The organism is Sphaerisporangium sp. NPDC005289, assembly GCF_040607455.1.
GTDB classification, from domain to species: Bacteria; Actinomycetota; Actinomycetes; order Streptosporangiales; family Streptosporangiaceae; genus Sphaerisporangium; species Sphaerisporangium rhizosphaerae.
Window position 1 is genome coordinate 58,786 of the sequence record NZ_JBEXGS010000016.1, and the last position, 19,062, is coordinate 77,847.

Below are 19,062 nucleotides of genomic sequence, written 5' to 3' on the forward strand. Positions count from 1 at the left end.
AGACGATCCCTGACGGATCTAACTTGCCCGCTGACGCGCCCGCCGCACCGGCTGCGGATTGTCCGCCGGAGTGGCCAGTTCGTCGGTGGCCAGGCGGTTCATCACCCGCAGGAACAGCTCCCGCTCGTCCTTCGACAGGCCCGCGAGCGCCGTTTGGTGGACGCGGTCGACGATGCGCTGACTGAGTGCCGCGACCTTCGCCCCCTCCTCGGTGACCGCGATGATGCGGGCCCGGCGGTCCTTGCTGGAGGGGCGCCGCTCGGCCAGGCCGGCCTTCTCCAGGGCGTCCACGGTGACGACCATCGTGGTCTTGTCCATGTCGCCGATCTCGGCCAGCTCGGCCTGCGTCCGCTCCTCCTCGACGGCGTGCACCAGCACGCAGTGCATACGCGCCGTGAGTCCGATCTCGGACAGGGCCGCCGCCATCCGCGTGCGCAGCACATGGCTGGTGTGGTCCAGCAGGAACGACAGGTCCGGTGTGGTGGGTGCGGGAGCCATGGCGGTCATTCCTCCAGCATAACGATGTCGTTCCGTACCGGATTATCCGCTAGCAGAGCCGTTTGCCGGAGTTCGATGGATCCGGCCCCCGGAGGTCGCGGGCGGGCCGGTGACGGTCGGTCAGTCGAAGCCGCCGAACCAGCCCGGGACGTCCAGGCGGAAGACGTCGGCCGGGGTGACCTCCCGCAGGTCGGCCTCCAGGGCGCGCAGGCGGTCCTCGCCGAGGACCTGGGCCCACCGCGCCCGGATGTCGTCGAAGATGCGGGCCGACCGCACGAGGCTGTCCACCCCCCGCTCGGTGAGCCGCACTACCTTGCGCCGGGCGTCGTGCGGGTCCGAGCCGCGCTCGACGTACCCGACGCGCTCCAGCGTGTCGACCGTCTTGCCCGCCGCCTGCTTGGAGACCCCGAGCCTTCGGCCGAGCTCGGCGGCCGTCGTGCCGTGCGTGCCGATGGCCTGCATGACGAACCCGTGCAGCGGGCGCACGTCAGGATGCCCCTGCCGGGCCAGCTCGGCGTGCACCTCGTCGATGATGGTGCGAAACCCCAGGAACAACCGGAGGGGAAGCTCGTAGCCCGGCGGGTTCGTGGACACGATGGACGACCTCGCTCAATGGCAGACAACCAGGTTGACCAGCCTAGCGGCGCCCGCCGCCGGGCCACCAGAGCGGCCGGGCGGACGGTGGCGCGGGGCGCCGCGCTAGCGGATCGTCCACGTGCCGGGCAGCATGAGCGGCCCGTACGCGGGCAGGCCGAGCTCGGCGGCCACCCGGGCGAGCGGGCCCCAGGCCTCCAGGCGCACCTGGCCGAGCGCCGCGGCCCTGTCCTCGCTGGATTCCGCCGGCCGCAGCCGTTCGAGCGGATGCATGCGCGGATAGGGGCGCACCGTGGCGTCCTTCGGCAGGCCGGCCCGGCTGCGGGCGATCGCCAGCGCGTCCTCCAGGCCGCCGAGCTCGTCCACCAGGCCCCTGCCGAAGGCGTCGGCGCCGGTCCACACCCGGCCGCGGGCCAGATCGTGGGCCCGGTCGCGGTCGAAGCCCCTGCCCTCGGCGACCTTGCCCACGAAGTCCTCGTAGATGCGGTCGAGCCAGGCGTTGACCCGCTCCCACTGCGGCTCGGAGAAGGCGCGGCTGGGCGAGAACATGCCGGAGTTCGCGCCGACGTCCACCGACTCGGAGGTGACGCCGAGGCGGCCGAGCAGCTCGCCGACGGCGGGCTTGCCGCCGAACACGCCGATGGAGCCGGTCAGCGTGCCCGGCTGGGCGACGATCACGTCGGCGGCCATCGAGACGAAGTAGCCGCCCGACGCGGCCAGGTCGCCCATCGAGATGATGACCGGCTTGCCGGCCTTGCGGGTGAGGACGACCTCGCGCCAGACCACGTCCGAGGCGACGTACGACCCGCCGGGGCTGTCGACGCGGAAGACGACCGCCTTGACGGCGTCGTCGCGGCGGGCGGCGCGGAAGGCGGCGGCGATCGTGTCGCAGCCCATGGCACCCCCGCCGCCGAGCGGGCTGCGCCCGCTGCGGCCCAGCCGGATCTGCCCGCTGCCGTGGATCAGCGCGACGACGCGCTCGCCCGGGTGCGGGAGCTTCTTGGCGATGGCGCCCTTGGCGTACCGCGAGACGTACAGCAGCAGGTCGCCTTCGGAGCGGACCTCGTCGTAGACCTCGTCGCGGTAGGCGAGCCGGTCGACCAGGCCCGCCTGGACCGCCTCGGCGCCGATGAACGGGCCCTGGTCGACGAGCTCGCGGACCCGCTCGGGGGCCAGGCCGCGCCCCTCGGCGATGCCTGCGACGATCTGCTCGATGACCGACTCGGCGATGCGCCCCGTGGACTCGCGGTGCGCGTCGGTCATGTGGTCCTGGGTGAACATGTTCGCCGCGGTCTTGTACTCGTGCCGCTGGCCGATCTGGTAGTCGACGCCGATCTTCGACAGCGCGTTCTTCACGAAGCGCTGCTCCAGCGAGATGCCGGTCAGGCCGACGTCGCCGGACGGCTGGAGGTAGACCTTCTCGAAGGCGCTGGCCAGGTAGTAGGGCACGGTGCCCGCGCCGAACTCGCCGAAGGTCTCGGCGAAGGCCACGGTCAGCTTGCCCGCCGCCCGCAGCCGCACGACGGCCGTGCGCAGCTCTTGGACCATGGCGAGCCCGATGGGCCGTCCGCCGATCTTGACGACCAGGGCCTTGACGCGCGGGTCCCTGCGCGCGCGGCGCAGACCGGACAGGACGTCGGCCAGGCGCGTCTTGCGCATCGACAGCACGGCGCTGAGCGGATCGGCGGGTGGCCCTTCGGTGAGCCCCTCGGTCAGGTCGAGCTCGAGAACCAGGGGAGCCGTGCGCCGCTGCCGGAACCTGTCGACGGTGTCCATGATCGACTTTGTCGCGTCCATAGCGACACCCTAGGCGACGTTTCCGGGGAAGAGGCGCACGCTTTCCCATCGGTTCACGCCGGCGGCCGCTCCTCGCCGTCCGCGGCCGTGCCGCTCTGAGGCGCCGCGCCGGTCAGGGCGTCCCCGGCGGCGGGAAGGCCGTCGGCGGGCGCGCGGTGAGCGGGCGCGCTGTCAGCGGACGGGCCGTCAGCGGACGGGCTGTCAGCGGACGGGCCGTCAGCCGGGGCCGCGTCCTCGGCGGCGGGGAGGGCCGTCGCGGGGTCGTCGTGCTCGGCGGCCGGAAGGGCCGCGGCGGGGCCGGCCTCGCGGGTGCCGGGGTGGCGCAGGTACAGGGCGCCGAGCGGCGGCAGCCGCAGGCTCGTGGAGTACGGCAGCCCGTGCCAGGGCCGCTCGACGGCCTCGACCGACCCGAGGTTGCCGACTCCGCTGCCGTTGTACTGGTAGGCGTCGGTGTTGATCACTTCTTCCCACAGGCCGGCGGCCGGCAGGCCAAGGGTGTACTCGTGGTGCGGCTGACCGGAGAAGTTGACCACGCAGGCCACCATCGAGCCGTCGGCGCCGTGGCGCACGAAGGAGAACACGTTGCCGGAGGCGTCGTCGGCGTCGATCCACTGGAACCCCGACGGCGAGTGGTCCTGGGAGTACAGCGCCGGAGAGTCGGCGTACAGGCGGTTGAGGTCGCGGACCAGCCGCTGGACGCCCTGGTGCGGCTCGAAGTCCAGCACCCACCAGTCCAGGCCGCGCTCCTCCGACCACTCCGAGCCCTGGCCGAACTCGCCGCCCATGAACAGCAGCTTCTTGCCGGGATGGGCCCACATGAACGCGAACAGGGCCCGCAGGTTGGCGAAGCGCTGCCACTCGTCGCCGGGCATCTTGCCGATGAGCGACCCCTTGCCGTGCACCACCTCGTCGTGCGACAGCGGCAGCACGAAGTTCTCCGAGTAGGCGTACATCAGCGAGAAGGTCATCTGGTGGTGGTGGTACTGCCGGAACACCGGCTCGTGGTGCAGGTAGGCCAGGGTGTCGTGCATCCAGCCCATGTTCCACTTGAACCCGAACCCCAGCCCGCCCAGGTGCACGGGACGGGAGACCCCCGGCCAGGCCGTGGACTCCTCGGCGATGGTGACGATGCCGGGCGCCTCGCGGTAGGCCACCGCGTTCATCTCCTTGAGGAACTCCACGGCGTCGAGGTTCTCCCGGCCGCCGTAGATGTTCGGCGTCCACTCGCCCTCGCGGCGGGAGTAGTCCAGATAGAGCATCGAGGCGACCGCGTCCACGCGCAGCCCGTCGATGTGGAACTCCTTGAGCCAGTAGACCGCGTTGGCGACCAGGAAGTTGCGCACCTCGCGCCGTCCGAAGTCGAAGATGAACGTCCCCCACTCGGGGTGGGTGCCGCGCCGCGGGTCGGAGTGCTCGTACAGGGGGGTGCCGTCGAAACGGGCCAGCGCCCATTCGTCCATGGGGAAGTGGGCGGGCACCCAGTCGAGCAGCACGCCGATGCCGGCCTGGTGCAGCCGGTCGACCAGGTGGCGGAACTCGTCGGGGCCGCCGAACCGCGAGGTGGGCGCGTAGTAGGAGGTGACCTGGTACCCCCACGAACCGCCGAAGGGGTGCTCCGCGACCGGCAGCAGCTCCACGTGGGTGAAGCCCATGTCCCGCACGTACTCCACGAGCTGGGTCGCCAGCTCTTCGTAGCTCAGGCCGGGGCGCCAGGAGCCCAGGTGGACCTCGTAGGTGCTCATCGGGGAGGCCAGCGCGTCCCGCTCGGCGCGCCGGCGCATCCACTGGTCGTCCTGCCAGGCGTAGGCGGAGGAGTCGACGATGGAGGCGGTGGCGGGCGACTGTTCCGTGCGGCGGGCCATCGGGTCGGCCTTGGACCGCCACACCGAGTCGGCGCCGAGGATGGAGAACTTGTAGTGCTCTCCTTCGCCGACCCCGGGGATGAACAGCTCCCACACGCCCGACCCGCCGAGCGACCGCATCGGGTGCGCCGCGCCGTTCCAGTGGTTGAACCCGCCCTCGACCCGCACGCCGCGCGCGTTGGGCGCCCAGACGGCGAAGGCGGTGCCGTCCTCGTCGTCGTGCCGCATGACGCGGGCGCCGAGGACCTCCCACAGGCGCTCGTGCCGGCCCTCGCCGATCAGGTGCAGATCGACCTCGCCCAGCGTGGGCCAGTGGCGGTACGGGTCGCCCGCCTCGTGCGGCTCCGCGCCGGCGTAGGTGACCCGCAACCGGTAGGGCGGGATCTTGTCCACCCCCGGCAGCGTCGCCGCGAACACCCCGTGCTCGACGTGGCTCATCTCGTGCGCGGCGTCATCCAGCAGCAGCTCGACCTTCTCCGCCAGCGGCTTGAGCGCCCGGACGGTGAGGCCCTCGGGGGTGAGGTGCGCGCCAAGGATCGCATGCGGATCATGGTGCGCGCCGCCGGCCAGCCGGTTCAAGTCAAGATCCGCGTTCATCAGCTCGCTCACTGCTCCTCGGCACCGTGATTGGTGTTATTGAGCTAACCCTGCCCCAGATCGTCCCACCAACCCATGATGTCGGGCGGATCACACCGCGGGAACGGCGAACGCACGGTTCGGCAAGCCCGGAACGGCCTCACCGCCCCCGGGTGAGGGGACGCCTTGGCCGCGCGGCGTCACCATCCGAGCACGCGGACCCCTCGCGTGCTCACCACTTCAGCACGCGGACGCCTTCGCGCGCTCACCGCTCCAGCATGCGGACCCGCGCGTGCTCACCACTTCAGCACGCGGACGCCTCCGGAGGCCATGTCCACGACGACGCGACCGATGTCGAGCTCCTCGCCGTTCGGGAACCACACGAACAGTTGCAGGCAACGGCGGGTCTCGCACCCGAATCGGCGGAAGACCAGCGACCGCACCCGCAGGTCGGCGGCCGACGAGAGCGGACGGTGCGCCGCCTCGGCGTAGGCCCTGCCGACGACGGCGGCCAGCGGGGGGTCGGCGAGCAGGAACCGCGTCGCGCGCACCTGCTCGGAGGGGGTGGGGGCCGCCGGATGGCCGCCGTCGCGCGGGTCGCCGGTGAAGGGGAGGCCGGGGGCGGCCGCCGCGCCGCCGCGCCGGGCGCGGGCGGCCGCGCGGCTGCGCGCGCTCACCTCGTCATCGGCTCCGGTGGCGGCGCGCTCGGGCCGCCCCGCCTCGGTCGGCCCGCCGGCCGCCGGGGGCGTGCGCCGCGTCCCTCCGCGCTCCTCGCCCGTCCGGACGGTCAGCGCGAACACGCACATGCCGGACACCAGGACGCCGAACACGACGGGGATCGCGAGCCGCCGTCGCCTCATCAGCCCACTCTCTCACCGTCCGTCAATGTCCGGTCGCCCATGGTATCCAACGTGAGGACGCACACGCCGCCTCGCGAGCGCCGTCAACCCAGGTTGTGGCCGGGTCGGCCCAGGTCGTGGCCGACTCAGCCCAGGTCGTGGCTGAAGGCGGCCAGGGGGATCGGCAGCCAGGACGGCCGGTTGCGCGCCTCGTAGACCACCTCGTAGGCGGCCTTGCTCAGCTCCAGCGCGCGCAGCAGCACCGCGTCGTCGCCGTGGATGCGCCCGCCGCCCGCCGAGTATCCGGCGATGAACGCCGCGCGGTTGCGCTGTGCCCACTCCGCGGCCAGCGGCTCCAGTTCCTTGGCCTCGGGGTGGTCGGCCAGCAGGTGGCGCGCGGCGTAGTCGAACGAGCGGAGCATGCCGGCGACGTCCCTGAGCGGAGAGTCCAGGGCCCGGCGCTCCTGGAGCGGCTGCCCAGGCTCGCCCTCGAAGTCCAGCACGACCCACTCGCCGGGCGTGCGCATGACCTGGCCCAGGTGGTAGTCGCCGTGCACTCGCTGCACGGTGATGGGCCGTCCGGTGTCGGCCAGCCGGTCGAACGCCTCGTGGGCGACGCCGGCGTGCTCCGCCAGGCCGGGCACCTCGGAGATGGCGGCCTCCAGGCGCCGCCTGAACCCCTCGACCATGCGTTTGACCTCGGGCGCCTCCACCGTGCTGGTGGTGAAGGCGGCGGCCAGCTCCTTGTGCAGGTGGGCGGTGGCCATGCCGAGCCGGGTGGACTCGGCGGCGAAGTCGCCCCCGGCCTCGGCCGCGGTGGTGCCGGGCAGCGACCCGTAGAGGTCGCGCACGCTGGTGAGGGCCAGGGCCCACCCGTCGCTGGCGGTGGGCAGGAACTCCTGGGTGAAGGCCAGCGTGGTGTTCTCCCCGCCGATGTCGGTCTCGATCCACCCGTAAGGCCTTGCGATGTTCGGCGACCCGCGCTCGGCGAGGGCGGAGACCACTTCCAGCTCCGGGTTCACCCCAGGGACGATCTTGCGGAACAGCTTGCAGATGTAGGCGTCGCCGAACACCAGGGAGGTGTTGGACTGCTCGGCGCCGAGCACCAGGCTGCGGAGGGCGGTGTCGATCTCGATGCCGGGCATGTGGCGGAACCGCAGGCCGCCGATGTCGGCGCCGGAGGCGATGCCGGACAGCAGCAGGCCGGTGACCTCGGCGTCGTGCACGGCGTCGTAGGCGTGGCCGTCGGGCGTCTCGCCGATGGCGACGTGCTTGAGTCGCTGCGGCAATTCGGGGCGGAAGCCGATCAAGAGTTGGTAGCGGTCGGTGCGCGCGTCCTGGCGGACGGTGATGACGAGGTGGCGCACGGTGACGCGGTCGTCGGTCGGCGGTCTGCGGCGGTCCGTGGTCCCGCAGGACCCCGCCACATCACTGTGGAAGGATTCTGCAGGACCACGAAGGGGCAACGTGGTGGCGGCCTCGACGGCCAGTTCGGTGATCGCGCGGCCCTTGCCGGCGAACCACCGCTGATGGGTGATCCAGCCGGCAAGCAGCTCTTCGAGAGTATGTCTCACGTCTCCTCGGTTGCTGCGCTCGTGGGTGGAAGGGTGAACCAATAGAACCCATGCCCGGGGAGCGTCAAAAGATACGGAAGTTCGCCAATTGGGGGAAATGGCACCCCTCCGGTGCACTCCACGGGGGTGACGCCCTCGAACCGGCGCAGATCCAGCTCGACGGGCTGGGGGAAGCGGGACAGGTTGTTGACGCACAGCACCCGGTCGTCGCCCAGCTCGCGGACGAAGGCGAGGACGCTGGGGTTGGAGGAGTTGAGCTCGGTGAACTCGCCGAGACCGAAGACGTGGTGGCGCTTGCGGATCTCGATCATCTTCTTGGTGAAGTGCAGCAGCGAGCCGGGGTTCTTCTGCTGCGCCTCGACGTTGAGCGCCTGGTACCCGTAGATCGGGTCCATGATCACCGGCAGGTAGAGCCGGCCGGGGTCGCAGTCGGAGAAGCCCGCGTTGCGGTCGGGGGTCCACTGCATGGGGGTGCGGACGCCGTCGCGGTCGCCGAGCCAGATGTTGTCGCCCATGCCGATCTCGTCGCCGTAGTACAGCACGGGGCTGCCGGGCAGGCTCATGAGCAGGGCGGTGAACAGCTCGATCTGGTTGCGGTCGTTCTCCAGCAGCGGCGCCAGGCGGCGGCGGATGCCGACGTTGGCGCGCATCCGCGGGTCCTTGGCGTACTCGGTGTACATGTAGTCGCGCTCTTCGTCGGTCACCATCTCCAGGGTGAGCTCGTCGTGGTTGCGCAGGAAGATGCCCCACTGGCAGTGGTCGGGGATCTTCGGGGTCTGGGCCATGATCTCGGAGATGGGGTAGCGCGTCTCGCGGCGGACGGCCATGAAGATGCGCGGCATCAGCGGGAAGTGGAAGGCCATGTGGCACTCGTCGCCGCCGGTCACCGGGTCGCCGAAGTACTCCACGACGTCGGCGGGCCACTGGTTGGCCTCGGCGAGCAGCACGCGGTCGGGGTAGAGCGCGTCCACCTCCTTCCTGATGCGCTTCAGGTAGGCGTGGGTCTGCGGGAGGTTCTCGCAGTTGGTGCCCTCCTGCTCGAACAGGTAGGGCACGGCGTCCAGGCGGAAGCCGTCGATGCCGAGGTCCAGCCAGAAGTTCAGGACCTCGACCATGGCGTCCTGAACCGCCGGGTTCTCGTAGTTGAGGTCCGGCTGGTGGTGGAAGAACCGGTGCCAGTAGTACTGCCCGCGCACCGGGTCGTAGGTCCAGTTGGAGGTCTCGGTGTCGATGAAGATGATGCGGGCGTCGCTGTACTCCTCGTTGTTGTCCGACCACACGTAGAAGTCGCCGAACGGGCCGGTGGGGTCGTGCCGGGACGCCTGGAACCAGGGGTGCTGGTCGCTGGTGTGGTTCATGACGAGGTCGGCGATGACCCGCATGCCGCGTTTGTGTGCCTCGTCCACGAGCTTGATGAAGTCTCCCAGGTCACCGAAGTCCGGGAGAATCTTCATAAAGTCGGAAATGTCGTATCCGCCGTCTTTGAGGGGGGATTCGTAGAGTGGCAGGAGCCACAGGCAGTCGACGCCGAGCCACTGGAGATAATCCAGCTTGCTGATGAGCCCGCGGATGTCACCGGTGCCGTCGCCGTTGCTGTCCGCGAATCCCCGGATGAGGACCTCGTAGAAGACGGCGCGCTTGTACCAGTGCGGGTCGCGCGGCTTTTCGTGTGTGAAGGTATTCGGAACGGGCTGAGGCGTCAAGCTCACCTGTGGACTCCCCGCTGTGCTTATGCGCGCTTTCCGCCGCCTTCGCCAGTGCCTACGGCTGACTGGCCGGCGTCGCTCGCAGTGTGAGGACGTGGGCTGGGTTGATGTGCGGATCGAGGCGCACGTAATTGGCATGCCGCCAGCGGTACGACTCGCCCGAGAGCTCATCGTCCACGACGAATTCGGCGCCCCAATCGAGGCCGATGGCAGGCATGTCCAGCCAGACCGTCGCCTCGTGGGTGTTGTGTGGGTCGAGGTTGACCACCACCACGACCACATCGCCTATGCCGTGCCTTCGTGTGGACGCGTCATAAGCTCCGGGCAGCCGCTTGGAAAAGCAGACCATGTCCGGGTGGTCGACGTTGTGGAACCGTAGGTTACGCAGTTCCTGAACCGCCGGGTGTGCTCTTCTGAACAAATTGAGGGTTGTGATGAAGGGAGCCAGGCTCCGGCCCTCGCGTTCCGCGGCGGCCCAGTCGCGCGGCCTCAGCTCGAATTTCTCGCTGTTGAGATACTCCTCGCTGCCCGGTCGTACCGGGACGTTCTCCGCGAGCTCGTAGCCCGCGTAGACCCCCCACGTGGGCGACGCCAGCGCCGCCAGGACGGCCCTGATCTTGAACGCCGGGACCCCCCCGTTCTGCAGGTACTCGTGCAGGATATCCGGAGTGTTGACGAACAGGTTCGGGCGCAGGAAGTGCGACGTCTCGTGCGAGAGCTCGGTCAGGTAGCTCTCGAGGTCGGCCTTGGAGTTCTTCCACGTGTAGTAGGTGTACGACTGGTGGAAGCCGATCTTGGCCAGCGTCTGGAGCATGGCGGGACGGGTGAACGCCTCGGCCAGGAACAGCACGTCCGGGTCGGTGGCGTGGACGTCGGCCAGCAGCCGCTCCCAGAACCCCACCGGCTTGGTGTGCGGGTTGTCCACGCGGAAGATGCGCACGCCGTGCGCCGTCCAGTGGCGCACCACCCGCAGCACCTCGGCGTAGATGCCCTCGGGGTCCTTGTCGAAGTTCAGCGGATAGATGTCCTGGTACTTCTTCGGCGGGTTCTCGGCGTAGGCGATCGACCCGTCCGCCCTGACGGTGAACCACTCGGGGTGCTCCTTGACCCACGGGTGGTCGGGGGAGCACTGCAGGGCCAGGTCGAGCGCCACCTCCAGGCCGAGCTCGCGGGCACGCGACACGAACGCGTCGAAGTCCTCCAGCGTGCCGAGATCGGGGTGGAGCGCGTCGTGGCCGCCGTCCTCCGACCCGATGGCCCAGGGGGAGCCGACGTCGTGCGGGTCGGGGTGCAGGGTGTTGTTGCGCCCTTTGCGGAACGTCTCGCCGATCGGGTGGACCGGCGGCAGGTAGACCACGTCGAAGCCCATGCCCGCGACCGACGGCAGCCGCTCGGCCGCGGTGCGGAAGTTGCCCGACTTGGGGACGGCGCCCTCGTCGAGGACCGCGCCCTCGGAGCGGGGGAACAGCTCGTACCACGAGCCGTACAGCGCCCGCCTGCGGTCGACCCGCAGCCGGTGCCTCGGCCCCCGGGTGACCAGGTCGCGCAGCGGGTGCTGGGCCAGCACGGCCGCCGTCTCGGGGAGCTGCGCCACCGCCAGCCTCGCCCGCGGGTCGAGGTCGTCGTCGCGCAGTTGGTCGGCCACGTTCTGCAGGATGGCCCGGTGGGCGCACCTGTCGCAGCCCGCCTGGCGCACGGCCTTGGCGGCGCGCTCGAACAGGCGCGCCCCCTCCTCGCACATGAGATCGGTGTCGATGCCGCGGGGGATCTTGATGCCGGCGTCGTGCAGCCAGGTGGCGATCGGGTCGCTCCATGCCTCGACGCGGTACTGCCACTCGCCCTCGGTCGGCGCCGTCACCTCGACGGCCCAGCGGTCGGTGCCCGGGGCGACCTCGCGCATGGCGAGCAGGCGCCCGCGCGTGCCCTGCGGGTCGGTCAGCACGACCCCGGCGGCCACGGCGTCGTGCCCCTCGCGGAACACGGTGGCGCTGATCTCGAAGGTCTCGCCGGCCGCCGCCTTCGCGGGCCACTGCCCGCAGTCGACGACAGGTTGGATGTCCTGGATTGGGATTCGTCCGATCATCGCGTCTCAAGGTAGCGGCGACGCGCCGGGCGCCGCCGGGAATTGTGAGGGCAGGAGGATCTTGCTTTTTAGGTCGTCGCCGGCGGACGCCGGCTATGGGCGGGCATGATGCATCACACCCCGAGACGACGACCGTCGTCCCGGGGCTGGCAGGCGGTGGTGTGGCTCTTACATGGGACTGCCCCCATAGTCGCGCTTCAAGCCTGCTTGAGGGAAGTCAGGGGATACTTGGGGGGCTTGTGTCTCCCGCTGTCGGACCTGGTCTCCGCCTTCGGTCATCGGTCGTACATGATCAAGACATGATCAAGTTGAGATCACTGTGACGAGTCCGCTTTAGTGAGGTTTGAGCCGCTTGGGTAGCGGTGAGAGCAGAAACGCATGAGATCTGGTAGGCGCACAAGAGTGTTCCGGTCGCGCGTCGTGGCGCTGAGTAACTAGGGTCTGGCCAGTGAGAGCAATCCGCAGATTCACCGTCCGTACCGTTCTTCCCGCGGAGCTCGCCGCACTCGGCGAGCTCGTCCACAACCTGCGCTGGTCATGGCATCCCGAGACCATGGACCTGTTCGCCGAGGTGGACCCCGACACCTGGCAACGCGTCGGGCACGACCCGGTCGCGCTGCTCGGAGCGGTGGAGGCTGACCGGCTGGCCGAGCTGGCCCGTGATCGCAGGTTCCTCCGCAAGCTGGCCGACGCCGCCGACGACCTGCGCGAGTACATGACCGCGCCCCGGTGGTACCAGACCCTGCCGGACGCCCCGGCGGCCATCGGATACTTCTCGCCCGAGTACGGCATCGCCGCCGCGCTCCCGCAGTACTCAGGGGGTCTCGGCATCCTGGCCGGCGACCACCTGAAGGCCGCCAGCGACCTGGGCGTGCCCATCCTGGGCGTCGGGCTCCTCTACCGGCACGGCTACTTCACCCAGTCCCTGTCCGCCGAGGGCTGGCAGCAGGAGCACTACCCGAGCCTGGACCCCGGCGGCCTGCCCCTCAGCCTGCTGAAGGAGGAGGACGGCACGCCCGCCCGCGTCGTCATCCCGCTGCCCGAGGGCCGCGCGCTGCACGCGCAGATCTGGGTCGCCCAGGTCGGGCGCGTCCCGCTGCTGCTGCTCGACTCCGACGTGGCCGAGAACGACAACGCCGCCCGCGACGTCACCGACCGGCTGTACGGCGGCGGCACCGACCACCGGCTCATGCAGGAGCTGCTGCTCGGCATCGGCGGCGTTCGGGCCCTGCGCGCGTACTGCCGCGTCACCGGCCACCCCGCGCCGGAGGTCTTCCACACCAACGAGGGCCACGCCGGGTTCCTCGGCCTCGAGCGCATCCGCGAGCTCACCGAGCACCGGCTGTCGTTCGACGAGGCGCTGGAGGCCGTCCGCGCCGGCACCGTGTTCACCACGCACACGCCGGTGCCCGCCGGCATCGACCGCTTCCCCGCCGACATGATCGGCAAGCAGTTCGGCGGCGACAACGCATGGCCGACCGTGCCGGTCGAGCGCATCCTCGCGCTCGGCGCCGAGCCCGACGGCCCCGAGGGCGGCGAGCAGGTCTTCAACATGGCCGTCATGGGCATGCGGCTCGCGCAGCGGGTCAACGGCGTCTCCGAGCTGCACGGCGACGTCAGCCGCGGCATGTTCCAGGGCCTGTGGCCGGGGTTCGACCTCGACGACGTCCCCATCGGCTCGATCACCAACGGCGTGCACGCCCCCACGTGGGTCGCGCGCGAGGTGATGGAGCTGGCCGGCAAGGAACTGCCCTCGCTGGTCGAGATCGCCCAGGGATGGGAGGGCGTTCAGAAGCTCTCCGACGAGGACATCTGGGCCATCCGCGGCCGGCTCCGCCGCCGGCTCGTCGAGGCCGCCCGCGAGCGGCTCCGCGCCTCCTGGCGCGCCCGCGGCGCCTCCACCGCGGAGCTCGGGTGGATCGACGAGGCCCTGGACCCGGACGTGCTGACCTTCGGCTTCGCCCGCCGGGTGCCCTCCTACAAGCGACTCACCCTCATGCTCAAGGACGCCGACCGGCTCAAGCAGCTGCTGCTGGACCCGGAAAAGCCCGTCCAGATCGTCATCGCCGGCAAGGCGCACCCCGCCGACGAGGGCGGCAAGAGGCTCATCCAGCAGATCGTCAAGTTCGCCGACCGCGAGGACGTGCGCCACCGCATCGTCTTCCTGCCCGACTACGACATGGCGCTCGGGCAGCTCATGGTCCAGGGCTGCGACGTGTGGATGAACAACCCGCTGCGCCCCCTGGAGGCCTGCGGCACCAGCGGGATGAAGGCCGCGCTCAACGGCGGCCTGAACCTGTCCATCAGGGACGGCTGGTGGGACGAGTGGTTCGACGGCCTCAACGGCTGGGCGATCCCGACCGCCGACGGCGTCGAGGACCACGACCGCCGCGACGAGCTGGAGGCCGGCGCGCTGTACGACCTCATCGAGCGCGAGGTGGCCGACCGCTTCTACGACCGGGCCGGCGACTCCCACCCGCGCCGCTGGCTCGACATGGTCAAGCACACCCTCAGCTCCCTGGGCCCGAAGGTCCTGGCCGGGCGCATGCTGCGCGACTACGTCGTCGACCTCTACACCCCGGCGGCCGGGTCGGCCCGCGAGCTGTCCAAGGGCGAGCACGCCAAGGCCCGCGAGTTCGCGGCCTGGAAGCTGCGCGTCACCCGCGCCTGGCCGGGCGTGCGCGTCGAGCACATCGAGGCGTCGGGCATCGGGGACACCCCGGAGCTGGGCGCGTCGATGGAGGTGCGCGCCACCATCGCCCTGGGCGATCTGTCCCCGGACGACGTCAGCGTCGAGGCGGCCTACGGCAAGGTCGGCGTGCACGACCAGCTCCTCGCGCCGTCGTACATCCCCCTCACCGCCGGGCCGGTCGGCGACGACGGCAAGGCCGCCTACACCGGCGTGGTCCCCCTCGACCGCACCGGCGCGTTCGGCTACACCGTCCGGGTCGTCCCCTCCCACCCGCTGATGTCCTCTCCGGCGGAGCTCGGCCTCATCGCCGTCCCGGAGGAACCCGCCGGCATGACCAGCGGCACCCTCCGCTGAGGCGATTTGTTCGCGCCGAATTCTCCGTTCATGTAGAAAAGGCCGCTCGCCCGTTCGACGTCCATGTGAGAAGACCACCCGGCACGACGGCCGGGCGGCGGCCGACGGAGGAGAAGTCATGAGGGTCATGGTCATGATCAAGGTGAGCGGAGCGGACGAGAGCGCGATCGTTCCGACGCCGGAGATGATGGCGGAGATGGGCGCCTACAACGAGAAGCTCGTGAAGGCGGGCATCATGCTCGACGGCGGGGGCCTGCGGCCGAGTTCCGACGGGGCGCAGGTCGTCTTCGAGGGCGGCACGACCTCGGTGGTGGACGGTCCGTTCACCGAATCCAAGGAGATCATCGTCGGCTACTGGGTCTGGCAGGTCAGCTCCCTGGAGGAGGCCGTCGAGTGGGCCCGGCAGTGCCCGAGCGACCCCGGCAGCGGCAGGCGGGAGGTCCTGGAGGTGCGCCCGTACTACGACGAGGAGGACTTCCCGGCCGCGGAGACGCGGGGCTGAGGGCGCCGGCCGGAGTCCGGGGAGGGACGCGGTGCACGCGCGGCGCTCGCTCGGGGAAGGGTCGTGATGGACGCCCGGCGCACGGTCGAGGCGGTGTGGCGCATGGAGTCCGCGCGCCTGGTGGCCCATCTCGCCAGGGTGGTCCGGGACGTCGGGCTGGCCGAGGACATCGCCCAGGAGGCGTTCGCGTGCGCCCTGGAACAGTGGCCGCGGCTGGGCGTCCCGGACAACCCGGGCGCCTGGCTGACCACCACGGCCAGACGCCGGGCGATCGACCTCATCCGGCGCGAGCGGGTGCGGGACCAGAAGTACGCCCAGGTCGCGGCCGACCTCCTGGCTCCTGCTCCGCCGCCCGGCGAGGCCGCGGACGCCGAACTGTTGTCGCTGGTCTTCGTCGCCTGCCACCCGGTCCTGTCCCGCGAGTCGCGCGCGGCGCTGGCGCTGCGCCTGGTCGGCGGGCTCAGCACCGAGGAGGTCGCCCGCGCGTTCCTGGCCCCGGCCGCGACCATGGGGCAGCGGATCACCCGTGCGAAGCGCACGCTGACCGAGGCGCGGGTGCCGTTCGAGGTGCCCGGCGACGACGAACTGCCGGCCCGGCTGTCGGCCGTTCTGGAGGTCGTCTACCTCATCTTCAACGAGGGCTACTCGGGCACGTCGGGTGAGGAGTGGGTCCGCCGGGACCTCGCGGAGGAGGCCATGCGTCTCGGCCGCATCCTGGCCGGCCTATTGCCGCGCGAGCCGGAGGTGCACGGGCTGGTGGCGTTGATGGAGCTGCAGGCGTCCCGCTTCCGTGCCCGCACCGGCCCGCGCGGCGAGCCGGTGCTGCTTCAGCACCAGGACCGCTCCCGCTGGGACCGGACGCTGGTGGCGCACGGGCTGGCCTCGCTCGCTCGCGCCAAGACGGCCGGCGGCGCGCTCGGGCCCTACACCCTGCAGGCGGCCATCGCCGCCTGCCACGCCCGCGCCCGGCGGTTCGAGGAGACCGACTGGGAGGCCGTCGTCGCGCTGTACGACGCTCTCGCCCAGCTCGCCCCCTCGCCCGTGGTGGAGCTCAACCGCGCGGTCGCGCTGCTGCACGCGGACGGGCCCGAGGTGGCGCTGAAGGCGCTCGACGCCGTCCGGCAGGATGCGCGGATGGCGCGTTACCACCTGCTCGGCGCCGTGCGCGGCGACGTCCTGCTGCGCCTCGGCCGGTCGGCCGAGGCGGCCGAGGAGCTCGAACGGGCGGCGGGCCTGGCACCGACGACCCGTGAGCGCACCCTGCTCATGGAACGCGCCGCCGCCGCGACCGAGCACGGCTCGTTGCACGGCGCGCGGGGGATCGATGGCTCTTCAGCGGATCCGGAATAAGGAGGTGAGGTGCTCAGTTATCCGTAGCGGCTAAGAAATGCTTAGCCGAATGCGGCGGCGGGCAAGGTCTGAGAGGTCCGAGTCCGCTGGTGAGGAGATGGTCATGGCGAAGTTGCAGATTCTGGTGGCGAGCACCCGGCCCAACCGTGCGGGGATTCCCGTGGCGCGGTGGATCGAGCAGGAGGCCAGGGCGCAGGGCGCGTTCGACGAGGTGGAGGTGGTCGACCTCGCGGAGCTGGGCCTGCCCTTCATGGACGAGCCGCACCACCCGAGGCTGCGCAACTACCTCAACCAGCACACCTTGGACTGGAGCGCCAAGGTGGACGGGGCCGACGCCTTCGTCTTCGTCATGCCGGAGTACAACTACGGCTACAGCGCCCCGCTGAAGAACGCCATCGACTACCTGTTCCACGAGTGGGCCTACAAGCCGGTCGGCATCGTCAGCTACGGAGGGGTCTCCGGCGGGCTCCGCGCCGCTCAGATGATCAAGCAGGTCGTCACGACCCTCAAGATGACGCCCGTGGTCGAAGCGGTCGCGATCCCCTTCGTCCAGCAGTTCGTGGGCGAGGACGGTAGCCTCTCCCCGAACGACCTCATGGTCTCCTCGGCGAAGGCCATGTTCGACGAGTTGAGGCGCGTGAGCGACGCCCTGCGGCCGCTCCGCGAGAGCCTGCCCGCATGAGGAGCCAACCATGACGGCCACGACCGAGATCCACAAGGTCTGCGCACGGTTCCACATCGCCGTCGAACTGATCGGCGCCCGCTGGACCGGCGCCGTCCTCCGGGTCATCTTCACCGGCCACAGCCGGTACGCCCAGATCAGAGAGGCGGTGCCCGGGATCAGCGACACCATGCTGGCCGCCCGGCTGCGCACCCTGGAGGTCGAGGGCCTGGTCGAGCGCGTGGTCCTGCCGACCACTCCGGTGCAGGTCGAGTACCACCTCACCGAGAAGGGCCGCGACCTGGCCCCGGTGCTCGAAGCCATGATCGCCTGGTCCCACAAATGGATCCCACTGCCCTCCGCCGACGGCCCGGCCGCCGAGTCGTGACGCCGGGCCGGACAGCACGGTGACCCGGGCCCCACAGGCCCGAGACGGCCCTGCCTTCACCCTCGCGACGCTCACGCGGCCGGCGGACGACCACGACGACTCGATTCGGAGGCCGGGCACAAGGGCCGGAACGCTCGGTACAACGCTCAGTCGTCGGTGAACAGTTCGTCCGTGGTGGTGGCAGTGGCGCTGCGCAGCATCCAGGTGCTGAGCAGGGAGAGGTCGGTGCAGGTGGTGATGCGCTCGTGGACGTCGTCGGAGACGTGGACGCCGCGAGCCTTGAGGTTTGTCAGCACCGCGTTGCCCCTCTCTTCGACCCGTGCTTCCTTTTTGCCCGCTTCGAGGCCCTTGCCGTAGTGCTCTTTGGCGAAGGGGCTGTAGACGGGCCAGGTGGTGTCCTTCATGATCTCCTCCAGGGTGCGCCGCACGGCCTCAGAGGCCAGTCGGTGTGCGTATTCATAGTATTGCGGAGCGTGTTCGGGGTCGACGTTCTCCAGCGCGGTCATGAAGGCCGACGCGACGAGCGGCTGTTCGCCGTGCACCATCACCGAGAGCGCCGCCAGCTCCGGATGCTCCCGCGCCTGCTTGGCATCGGTGATGACGGGAGTGAGGTCGGGGCCGAACACCTTGGGCGTGAGCTCGTAGGCGTCGAGGCTGGTGGTGATCGGCCGGGCCATCCAGCGGGCGACCTTCGCCTTGTTGCAGATCACCAGAACGGTGACCGGGCAGTCGAGCTGGAGCCACAGGGCCGCCGCGTAGCGGGCCAGGCCGCGGCGTTTGGATTCTTCGACCTCCTGTTGGATCTCCACGATGACGCCGTGTGTGGGGTCTCGCGGCGGCCCCACGAGGATCACCGTGTCGGCTTGGGAGTCGCGTGAGGGACGGTCGTTGAAGTCGCCGGGCGCCAGATACGCCGACGCGCTGTTCGGCACGTCGACGCCGAATTGATCGCGCAGGATCTCCAGCGCGAACTGCGGCCGGTCACGGAACATCAGATTGAGAGTGTCATGTATAAGCGAGGGCACGTCACGGAATGCCATCAGTCAAGTGCGGTGCGTGATGACGCTGTTGATCTGTTGTGCGGTGGCTTCTGAGGCGTGTCGGACGCCTGGGTGCCGAGTCAGCGTGGGTTGTCAGGAAACGTGATGTAACGGTCATCTATGGGATTCGGGTAGATCAGGCTTTGCCGTTAAGGTGACCGGTCATGGCTGGGTTCGTGATGCGTGTCCTGGCGCCGCTGCGGCTCCGGCGCGCCGTCGTCGGCCGGTTGGATGCCCGTTATGTGACGCGGGCCGACCACCGGCAGGACGTCCGGGACGCCCTGTGGGAGGTCCAGGCGCTCAAGAGGGAGATGGAAGGGCTGCGGCGCGAGGTCGAGCAGCTTCGCCGCGAGGTCAAGCGCGCAGCCACGACGGCGGGGACGCCGGGCGCGGCCCTGACCGCGAAGGTCGAGGACGCCCACCGGCTGGCCACCGAGACCGCCTCGGCCGTCGACCACCTGCTGCAGGAGGAGGTCCGGCTCTGGCAGGCCGTGGACGGCCTGAGGAGCGGCGAGGCGGCATCGTGAAGGGGCGCCTGGACGGCCC

The 19,062-nt window shown here is 70.5% G+C and carries 15 protein-coding genes; 6 read left to right on the forward strand and 9 right to left on the reverse strand.

Annotated features, from left to right (window positions below; all coding sequences use genetic code 11):
* Positions 1-18: 18 nt before the first annotated feature.
* From ABZT47_RS25995 to ABZT47_RS26030, 8 genes are all read right to left on the reverse strand, one after another.
* Positions 19-507, reverse strand: coding sequence for a MarR family transcriptional regulator (locus tag ABZT47_RS25995; protein WP_354847168.1), 489 nt, complete (start codon positions 505-507; stop codon positions 19-21).
* A 111-nt stretch (positions 508-618) separates the two neighbouring features.
* The gene (locus tag ABZT47_RS26000; RefSeq protein WP_354847171.1) at positions 619-1,092 is read right to left on the reverse strand and encodes a MarR family winged helix-turn-helix transcriptional regulator; all 474 of its coding nucleotides are present in this window, start codon (positions 1,090-1,092) and stop codon (positions 619-621) included.
* Positions 1,093-1,197: 105 nt separating this feature from the next.
* Positions 1,198-2,889, reverse strand: coding sequence for a S49 family peptidase (locus ABZT47_RS26005; RefSeq protein ID WP_354847174.1), 1,692 nt, complete (start codon positions 2,887-2,889; stop codon positions 1,198-1,200).
* A gap of 53 nt (positions 2,890-2,942) precedes the next feature.
* Entirely contained in the window at positions 2,943-5,348 is a 2,406-nt protein-coding gene (glgB, locus tag ABZT47_RS26010; protein WP_354847530.1) for a 1,4-alpha-glucan branching protein GlgB, read from the reverse strand.
* Between the two features lie 275 nt (positions 5,349-5,623).
* Entirely contained in the window at positions 5,624-6,187 is a 564-nt protein-coding gene (locus tag ABZT47_RS26015; protein WP_354847176.1) for a hypothetical protein, read from the reverse strand.
* A gap of 125 nt (positions 6,188-6,312) precedes the next feature.
* Complete coding sequence (locus ABZT47_RS26020) at positions 6,313-7,740, reverse strand: aminoglycoside phosphotransferase (RefSeq protein ID WP_354847179.1); 1,428 nt, start codon at positions 7,738-7,740, stop codon at positions 6,313-6,315.
* Complete coding sequence (gene treS, locus ABZT47_RS26025) at positions 7,737-9,449, reverse strand: maltose alpha-D-glucosyltransferase (RefSeq protein WP_354847182.1); 1,713 nt, start codon at positions 9,447-9,449, stop codon at positions 7,737-7,739. The genes ABZT47_RS26020 and treS overlap by 4 nt, the downstream gene beginning before the upstream one ends.
* A gap of 52 nt (positions 9,450-9,501) precedes the next feature.
* Complete coding sequence (locus ABZT47_RS26030) at positions 9,502-11,529, reverse strand: alpha-1,4-glucan--maltose-1-phosphate maltosyltransferase (RefSeq protein ID WP_354847185.1); 2,028 nt, start codon at positions 11,527-11,529, stop codon at positions 9,502-9,504.
* Positions 11,530-11,977: 448 nt separating this feature from the next.
* On the opposite strand from ABZT47_RS26030, the gene glgP reads away from it, so the two are divergent.
* From glgP to ABZT47_RS26055, 5 genes are all read left to right on the forward strand, one after another.
* Positions 11,978-14,575 (forward strand): alpha-glucan family phosphorylase, encoded by a 2,598-nt coding sequence (glgP, locus tag ABZT47_RS26035; protein WP_354847187.1) that lies wholly within the window; start codon positions 11,978-11,980, stop codon positions 14,573-14,575.
* Positions 14,576-14,693: 118 nt separating this feature from the next.
* Positions 14,694-15,077, forward strand: coding sequence for a YciI family protein (locus ABZT47_RS26040; protein WP_354847190.1), 384 nt, complete (start codon positions 14,694-14,696; stop codon positions 15,075-15,077).
* Positions 15,078-15,143: 66 nt separating this feature from the next.
* Positions 15,144-16,427: an RNA polymerase sigma factor gene (locus ABZT47_RS26045; RefSeq protein WP_354847533.1), complete on the forward strand. Its 1,284-nt coding sequence runs from the start codon at positions 15,144-15,146 to the stop codon at positions 16,425-16,427.
* Between the two features lie 103 nt (positions 16,428-16,530).
* Positions 16,531-17,109, forward strand: a complete 579-nt coding sequence (locus ABZT47_RS26050; RefSeq protein ID WP_354847193.1) for an NAD(P)H-dependent oxidoreductase — start codon at positions 16,531-16,533, stop codon at positions 17,107-17,109.
* A gap of 10 nt (positions 17,110-17,119) precedes the next feature.
* The gene (locus ABZT47_RS26055) at positions 17,120-17,476 is read left to right on the forward strand and encodes a winged helix-turn-helix transcriptional regulator (protein ID WP_354847196.1); all 357 of its coding nucleotides are present in this window, start codon (positions 17,120-17,122) and stop codon (positions 17,474-17,476) included.
* A 146-nt stretch (positions 17,477-17,622) separates the two neighbouring features.
* Here ABZT47_RS26055 and ABZT47_RS26060 read toward each other — a convergent pair whose 3' ends face one another.
* Entirely contained in the window at positions 17,623-18,516 is an 894-nt protein-coding gene (locus ABZT47_RS26060) for a hypothetical protein (protein ID WP_354847199.1), read from the reverse strand.
* Between the two features lie 164 nt (positions 18,517-18,680).
* On the opposite strand from ABZT47_RS26060, the gene ABZT47_RS26065 reads away from it, so the two are divergent.
* Positions 18,681-19,043 (forward strand): hypothetical protein, encoded by a 363-nt coding sequence (locus tag ABZT47_RS26065; protein ID WP_354847203.1) that lies wholly within the window; start codon positions 18,681-18,683, stop codon positions 19,041-19,043.
* Positions 19,044-19,062: the final 19 nt, after the last annotated feature.